This is a genomic window from Microbacterium sp. zg.Y909, from assembly GCF_024626565.1.
The window spans coordinates 1-2,905 of sequence record NZ_JANJFJ010000493.1 but is presented as its reverse complement, the minus strand read 5'-3'; the positions used below and the strand labels follow the sequence as shown (position 1 = coordinate 2,905).

The 2,905-nt window shown below is 72.4% G+C and carries 4 protein-coding genes; 2 read left to right on the top strand and 2 right to left on the bottom strand.

Annotated features, from left to right (window positions below):
* Positions 1-200: phosphoribosyltransferase family protein (locus tag NQ160_RS21840; protein WP_257517152.1), on the bottom strand; the 200-nt coding region annotated here is incomplete at its 3' end.
* A gap of 88 nt (positions 201-288) precedes the next feature.
* Here NQ160_RS21840 and NQ160_RS21835 point away from each other — a divergent pair.
* Together NQ160_RS21835 and NQ160_RS21830 are read left to right on the top strand one after the other, a co-directional pair.
* The gene (locus tag NQ160_RS21835) at positions 289-1,659 is read left to right on the top strand and encodes an MFS transporter (RefSeq protein ID WP_257517151.1); all 1,371 of its coding nucleotides are present in this window, start codon (positions 289-291) and stop codon (positions 1,657-1,659) included.
* 24 nt (positions 1,660-1,683) lie between these two features.
* Positions 1,684-2,454: an SGNH/GDSL hydrolase family protein gene (locus NQ160_RS21830; RefSeq protein ID WP_257517150.1), complete on the top strand. Its 771-nt coding sequence runs from the start codon at positions 1,684-1,686 to the stop codon at positions 2,452-2,454.
* Here the strand turns inward: NQ160_RS21830 and NQ160_RS21825 are convergent.
* On the bottom strand, positions 2,436-2,905 hold a 470-nt coding region (locus tag NQ160_RS21825), incomplete at its 5' end, for a dihydrofolate reductase family protein (protein ID WP_257517149.1). The two genes, NQ160_RS21830 and NQ160_RS21825, sit on opposite strands and share 19 nt — an antisense overlap.

The following is a 2,905-nucleotide window of genomic DNA, read 5'->3' as shown; positions in this document are numbered from 1 at the left end:
GCGACCTCGGGCTGCGACGGGATGCCGAGCTTGCGCACCGCCACCGCGGTCAGCGGCAGGCCGAGCGCCCGGGCGACGGCCGCAGCGACCACGATGCCGCCGCGGGGGATGCCGACGACTATCGCGTCGGAACCGCGCCATGCGGCGAGGCTCTGCGCCAGGGCGGCGCCCGCTGCTGCCCGGTCGGCGTACTCGGCCACGCGACCACCGTACGCCCGCCGCATGGTTCGGGAACACCGCCGTCGTCATACGTGCATCGCTGGCCCGCTGCCTCCGTACGATGTCGGTATGACCGACGCGCCCACCACTCCCGCAACCGCGTCGGAGCGCCTGGACCGTCTGCCGTTCACCCGCCCCCACCTGCGGGTGCTCACCGGATCCGGCATCGGCTGGGCTCTGGATGCGATGGACGTCGGCCTCATCTCGTTCATCATCGCGGCGCTGGCGGTGCAGTGGTCGCTGGAGCCCGGCGAGACGGCGTGGATCGCGTCGATCGGGTTCGTGGGCATGGCCATCGGCGCGAGCCTGGGCGGCCTGCTGGCCGACCGGTTCGGGCGCCGGCAGGTGTTCGCCCTCACTCTGCTGGTCTACGGCATCGCCACCGGCGCGAGCGCCCTCGTCGGCGGCCTGGCGATGCTGCTCGTGCTGCGGTTCTTCGTCGGCCTCGGCCTCGGCGCCGAGCTGCCGGTGGCGAGCACGTACGTCAGCGAGTTCGCGCCGGCGCGCATCCGCGGTCGGTTGATCGTGATCCTCGAGGCGTTCTGGGCCGTCGGCTGGACCGCCGCCGCCCTCATCGGCTACCTCGTGATCCCCGGGTCGGACGACGGCTGGCGCTGGGCGTTCCTCATCGGCGCGATCCCCGCCGTCTACGCCCTCATCGTGCGGTGGCGTCTGCCCGAATCGCCCCGCTGGCTCGAGCGGCGGGGGAGGACCGCAGAGGCCGACGCGATCGTGCGGACCTTCGAGGATGCCGCAGGCGTCCCTGCCGACTCGGCTCCCGTCCCGACGAGCCGCCCCGTCGCCGGCTCGTCCGTCCCGGCTCCGGCGGCCGTGGGTACCGGGCAGCGCCTGGCGGGACTGTGGGCACCGGAGTTCCGCCTGCGCACCGCGAGCCTGTGGGCGGTGTGGTTCTGCGTCAACTTCTCGTACTACGGCGCCTTCATCTGGATCCCGACCATCCTCGTCGCCCAGGGGTACGACCTCGTGCGGTCCTTCGGCTTCACGCTGCTGATCACCCTCGCCCAGCTTCCCGGCTACGCCGTCGCGGCGTGGCTCATCGAGGTGTGGGGGCGGCGCATGACGCTTTCGGTGTTCCTCGTGGGCTCGGCCGTCTCCGCGGTGCTCTTCGGCACCGCCACGGGTGAGGTCGCGATCATCGCCACCGGCATGGCACTGTCGTTCTTCAACCTGGGCGCATGGGGCGCGCTGTACGCCGTCACACCCGAGATGTATCCCACGTCGCTGCGCGCGACAGGGTCCGGCTGGGCCGCCGGAGTCGGCCGCATCGCGTCGATCATCGCGCCGCTCACGGTCCCGCTGCTGCTGGGCCTGGGCGGAGCGCCGGTGCTGTTCGTCGTGTTCGCGGCCTTCTTCGTCATCGCCGCCGCGGCCGCGTGGGGGCTAGCGGACAGACGCGGACTCGCCCTCGACGACCGGTGACGCCGCGCCGCGTAGGCTGAGCCGATGGCATCCGTACGCTACGTCGCAATCGGCGATTCATTCACCGAGGGAGTCGGCGACGACCTGCCCGACGGCCGGCCGCGTGGCTGGGCCGACCTCGTCGCTCAGGGGTGGGCGGATGCCGTGGGGCAACCGATCCAGTACGCCAACCTGGCCATCCGCGGCAAGCTGATCGACCCCATCATCGCCGAGCAACTGGAGCCGGCGCTCGCGCTGAAGCCGACGCATCTGTCGTTCAACGGCGGCGGCAACGACATCCTGCGGCCGCGCGCCTCTGTCACGCGCGTGGTCGATTCCTTCTCACAGGTGCTGCGCCGCTGCGACGAGGAGGGCGTGCAGGTCATCCTGCTCTCCGGCGCAAACCCGTCGGGTCAGCTTCCCCTCAGCCGCGTGATCCAGCGCCGCGGGGACCTGCTGTCTGCGGCCGTCGTACAGCGCGTCGCCGATCGGCCCGACATCATCCGGGCGCTCAACTGGCCCGACCGGGAACTGTCGACCCCGCCGTACTGGTCGGAGGACCGGCTGCACATGAACCATCGCGGACACCACCGGGTTGCCGCCCGCGTGCTGGACGCCCTCGGCCTCGCCGTTCCCGACGACTGGTGGTCGCTGCCCGACCTGCCGCCACCCGGGCTGAGCGGGGCGGCCTACTACCGCGCCCACGTCGCTCCGTGGGTGCGCCGTCGGCTCACCCGCACGTCCTCCGGAGACGGCCGCCAGCCGAAGTACGCGGAGTGGACCGAGATCAGCCCGACTCAGGACCGCACGGCGTAGGTCAGCTCGGCGAACTGGCCCGCGCGACGCACCCCGGTGAGCGTGAGCCGGTCGGGTCCCAGCCGGCGGGGAAGCAGCGGCTTGCCCTCGCCCAGCGTCGCAGGGGCGACCGATACCCGGATCTCGTCGAGCAGCCCGGCGTCGGCGAACTGGCCGGCGAGATCTCCACCTCCCACCACCCAGACGTCCAGGTCGCCGGCCGCGTCACGGATCTGCGGCCAGGCGTCGGACACCGGGCCGGATGCGAACCGGATGTCGGCGCCGGGTACGTCGGGAAGGGTGCGCGAGGTGAACACCCAGGTCGGGCGCGGCCCGTAGAACGTGGGCCAGCGCTCGGGGTGGTCGAGCAGGTCCTCGTGCCCCAGCACCCATTCGTAGGTGGCCGAGCCCTGCACGAGCACGCCGATGCCGTCGAGGAAGGCGTGGAAGTCGGCGTCGCCGCCCTCGCCGC